At 69.6% G+C, this 4877-nt stretch carries 2 protein-coding genes; both read right to left on the bottom strand.

All coding sequences use genetic code 11. From position 1 onward, the window contains the following. The coding region (locus FNQ90_RS27350; RefSeq protein ID WP_323379920.1) for an NYN domain-containing protein at positions 1-947 on the bottom strand (947 nt) is incomplete at its 3' end. Between the two features lie 267 nt (positions 948-1214). Further along, entirely contained in the window at positions 1215-4757 is a 3543-nt protein-coding gene (dnaE, locus tag FNQ90_RS12730; protein WP_182606481.1) for a DNA polymerase III subunit alpha, read from the bottom strand. Positions 4758-4877 lie beyond the last annotated feature (120 nt).

Genomic DNA, 4877 nt, shown 5'->3' with positions numbered 1-4877 from the left:
CGGCCGAACTGGGCGAGATCACGCGGTGTGGGTACGGCCCGGCCGGGGAGGGGGCGGCCCGGCCCGACGCCGTTGGCCCGCACGCCGTCCGCGTCGGCGCCCCCACCGCGGGTACCGTCGCGGGGGGCACCGTCGCGGTCGCCCCCGTCGCGGGGGTCACCGTGGACGATGTCCGCGAGGGGTTGGGAACCGTTGCGGTGGGCGACGCCGTCCCGATGTCCCGCCCCGCCCGGGGGGAGCGGACAGGTCGGGTCGGCTCGGGGACCGGAACCGTTGCGGGAGGGTTCCGCCCCGCCGGGACGGTGGTCCCGGGCACCGCCGGCCTCGGGGAGCGGCGCGGAGAGGATCGCCGCGATCTCCGGCCGCGTGTGCCCCTGTCCGGGCCCGGAGAGCAGGGCGTCGCGGACCCTGATCGAGCGGGTGATCCACTCCCGGTCCAGCACCCGCCGCTCGTCGGCCTCCGCGACCAGGTCCTCGCTCTGGTTGTAGTCCCCGTCCGCGGCCTGCACGGCCCACAGGTGGACGGCGACGCCGTGCTCCTTGGCCGACATCAGACCGGGCAGCAGGTCCCCGTCGCCGGTGACCAGCACGATGTCGGCACAGGCCCGGTTGCGGGCCAATTCGGTGAGTTCCGCGTGCATCGCGGCGTCCACGCCCTTCTGTGCCCATCGCCCGTCGCTTCGGGTCAGGGCACCGAGCCGCACGGTGACCCGGGGCATCACGCGCAGCCGACGGTGCTCGGGCTGGGGGACGCGGTCGGGGGCGCCGTCGAACCAGTAGATGCGCAGCAACTCGCAGCCGGTTTCGGCGCGGGCCCGCTCCCGCAGCCCCCGGATGAGGGCGGTGTGGTCCACCGCGATCCGGGAGCGGGAGGGCTCACCCGCCAGCAGGCTCGCCGCGGCGCCCAGGAGGTACCCGGCGTCGACGAGTACCACGCAGCGATCCACGGGGGCCCCTCTCTCTGTACTCTCCTCGGCTCCGCCACGCCCGTTCCCGGACCCGCGGGTTCCGTTCGCGCCCCCGTCACGCGTTCCACGACCGGCGTTCGCCGTCCCGCCCCGGAACCGGCGGCTTCCCAGAGTCTGCCCGACCGCGGGGCGTTCAAGGTTCCGGGGGCGATTCTCGGCGTGGCGGACCATCGCTCCCGGAGCACCGGGCGGGGCGGCGGAGGGGCGGCGCGGCCCGCCCCCTCCCCCGCCGACCCGACGGTGAACTCAGCTCGCCAGGCAGGCCGGGCCCAGCAGTGCCTTGAGGTCGCCGAAGAGGGCCGGGTCGGGCTGCACCCGGTGACGGTCCAGCCGCAGGAGGGTGGTGGAGCGGCTGCCCTGGAGTCGCACGCGCACCTCGGTGGCGCCCCGGTGCTGCCCGAGGACCTCACCCAGCTGCTGGACCAGCGGCGGGGTGACGCGGACCGCGGGAATGGTGATGGTCACCGGCGCGTTGGCCGACGCCTCGCTGAGGTCGGGGACCATCAGTTCCATGGCGACCAGGCGCGGCACGTCCTCCCGCTTGTCCAGGCGGCCCTTGACGAAGACCACCGCGTCCTCGACCAGCTGGGTGGAGACCAACTGGTAGGTGGCGGGGAAGAACATGCAGTCGATGGAACCCGCCAGGTCCTCCACGGTGGCGATCGCCCACGGGTTGCCCTGCTTGGTCATCTTGCGCTGGAGGCCGGAGATGATGCCACCGATGGTGACCACCGAGCCGTCGGAGAAGTCGCCGCTGGTGAGCTGGGCGACCGCCGCGTCCGCCTTCTCGTTGAGCACGTGTTCGATGCCGAACAGCGGGTGGTCGGAGACGTAGAGGCCGAGCATCTCGCGCTCCTGCGCGAGGAGGTAGGTCTTCTCCCACTCCTCGTCGGTGAACTCCACGTCCATGCCGAAGCCCGGGCCCTCGTCGCCGTCCGCGTCGCCCATGCCGCCGAACAGGTCGAACTGGCCCTCGGCCTCCTTGCGCTTGACCTGCACCACGTTGTCGATCATCGGCTCGAAGTGCGCGGTCAGGCCCTTGCGGGTGTGGCCCAGGGCGTCGAAGGCGCCCGCCTTGATCAGCGACTCGATGGTGCGCTTGTTGCAGACCACCGCCTCGACCTTGTCCAGGAAGTCCGGGAAGGAGCTGTACTTCCCCTTCGCGGTGCGACTGCGGATGATCGAGTCCACGACGTTCTGACCGACGTTCCGCACCGCCGTCAGGCCGAAGACGATCACGTCATCGCCACGGGGGGTGAAATTGGCGTCCGACTCGTTGACGTCCGGCGGCAACACCCTGATGCCCATGCGGCGGCACTCGTTGAGGTAGATCGCCGACTTGTCCTTGTCGTCGCGCACCGAGGTCAGCAGCGCGGACATGTACTCGGCCGGGTAGTTCGCCTTCAGGTAGGCGGTCCAGTAGGTGACCAGGCCGTAGGCGGAGGAGTGCGCCTTGTTGAAGGCGTAGCCGGCGAACGGCACCAGCACGTCCCACACGGCCTTGATCGCCTCGTCGGAGTAGCCGCGCTCGCGCATGCCGGCCTGGAAGGGCACGAACTCCTTGTCCAGGACCTCCTGCTTCTTCTTGCCCATCGCGCGACGCAGCAGGTCGGCCTGGCCCAGCGAGTAGCCGGCCAGCACCTGGGCGGCCTTCTGCACCTGCTCCTGGTAGACGATCAGGCCGTGGGTGATGTCCAGAACCTCCCGGAGCGGCTCCTCCAGCTCCGGGTGGATCGGGGTGACCTCCTGCTGGCCGTTCTTGCGCAGCGCGTAGTTGATGTGCGAGTTCATGCCCATCGGGCCCGGCCGGTACAGGGCCGAGACCGCGGAGATGTCCTCGAAGTTGTCGGGCTTCATCATCCGCAGCAGCGAGCGCATCGGACCGCCGTCGAACTGGAAGACACCGAGCGTGTCGCCGCGCTGGAGCAGCTCGTAGGTCTTCGCGTCGTCCAGCGGCAGGTCCAGCAGTTTGATGTCGATGCCCTTGTTGGCCTTGATGGCCTTCTGGGCGTCGTCCATGATCGTGAGGTTGCGCAGGCCCAGGAAGTCCATCTTCAGCAGGCCCAGCGCCTCGCAGCTGGGGTAATCCCACTGGGTGACGACGACGCCGTCGTTCTTGGGCGAGAAGACCGGGACGTGGTCGATCAGCGGCTCGCTGGACATGATCACACCGGCGGCGTGCACGCCCATCTGGCGGACCAGTCCCTCGATACCACGGGCGGCGTCGATGACCTTGGTGACGTCCGGCTCGTTCTCGTACATCGAGCGGATCTCCGCCGCCTCGGCGTACCGGGGGTGGTTCTTGTCGGTGATGCCGGACAGCGGGATGCCCTTGCCCAGGACGTCGGCCGGCATGGCCTTGGTGATCCGGTCGCCCACCGCGTACGGGTAGCCCAGTACCCGGGCGGAGTCCTTGATCGCGTTCTTCGCCTTGATGGTGCCGTACGTGCCGATCATGGCGACCTTGTCGGCGCCGTACTTCTCGGTGACGTACCGGATCACCTCACCGCGCCGGCGCTCGTCGAAGTCGATGTCGACATCGGGCATGGAGACGCGCTCGGGGTTGAGGAACCGTTCGAAGATCAGCCCGTGGTCGATGGGGTCCAGGTCGGTGATTCCCATGGCGTACGCGACGATCGAGCCGGCCGCCGAGCCACGGCCCGGGCCGACCGCGATGCCGTTGTTCTTGGCCCACATGATGAAGTCCGCGACCACGAGGAAGTAGCCGGGGAACCCCATCTCGATGATGACGCCCATCTCGTAGGCGGCCTGCCGCTGCCGGTCCTCCGGGACCCCGCCCGGGTAGCGGCGCTCCATGCCCCGGCGGACCTCTTCCTGGAACCAGGAGACCTCGTCGTAGCCCTCGGGCACGTCGAAGCGGGGCATCAGGTTCCGGGGCTTGAACATGCCCTCGGTGTCGATGCGGTCGGCGATCAGCAGCTGCGTGTTGCGGCAGCCCTCCTGCCAGGCGTCGGAGGAGTCGATCGCGTACATCTGCGCCGCCGACTTCAGGTAGTAGCCGGAGCCGTCGAACTTGAAGCGGTCCGGGTCGGAGAGGTTGCTGCCGGTCTGGATGCACAACAGCGTGTCGTGGGCCGTCGACTCGTGCTCGTACGTGTAGTGGCTGTCGTTGGTGACCACGAAGGGGGCGTTGATCCTGCGGGCGATCTCCTCCAGCCCGGCACGCGCCCGCTTGTCGATGTCGATGTCGTGGTCCATCAGCTCGACGAAGAAGTTCTCCCGGCCGAAGATGTCCTGGTACTCCCCGGCCGCCTTGATCGCCTCGTCCATCTGCCCCAGCCGGATCCGGGTGCTGATCTCGCCCGAGGGACAGCCGGTGGTGGCCATCAGGCCCTCGGAGTACTCGGCCAGGAGTTCGCGGTCCATGCGGGGCTTGCGGAAGTAGCCCTCCAGCCCGGCGCGGGACTGGGCGCGGAAGAGGTTGTGCAGACCCTCGCGGTTGCGCGCCCACATGGTCATGTGGGTGTAGGCGCCGGCACCGGCGACGTCGTCGCCCTTCTGGTGCGGGGCGCCCCACTTCACGGGTCGGGTGTAGCGGCGGGACTCCGGCGCCAGATATGCCTCGATACCGATGATCGGCACGATGCCCGCGTCCTTCGCCTTGTGGAAGAAGTCGTAGGCGCCGTGCAGGTTGCCGTGGTCGGTGATCGCGATGTGCGACATCTCCATCTGCTCGCACGCCGCGAACATGTCCTTCAACCGCGCCGCCCCGTCCAGCAGGGAGTACTGGGTGTGGACATGGAGATGGGTGAAGGGCTGGCTCACCACGAAACCTTCCGACGGCGTGCGGTTGTGACGGGGTTCACCGGGCGTCCCGCCACGGGAACCCGCCGACCCGCGCGAACGGGTCCCTCACGCGGGTGTCGCGGCTCGGGAGGGGCCGGGAGG

It is taken from the genome of Streptomyces alkaliphilus, assembly GCF_014141535.1.
GTDB lineage: Bacteria > Actinomycetota > Actinomycetes > Streptomycetales > Streptomycetaceae > Streptomyces > Streptomyces alkaliphilus.
Note: the sequence above shows the minus strand (reverse complement) of the source record. Positions and strands in the feature narration are given on the sequence as shown.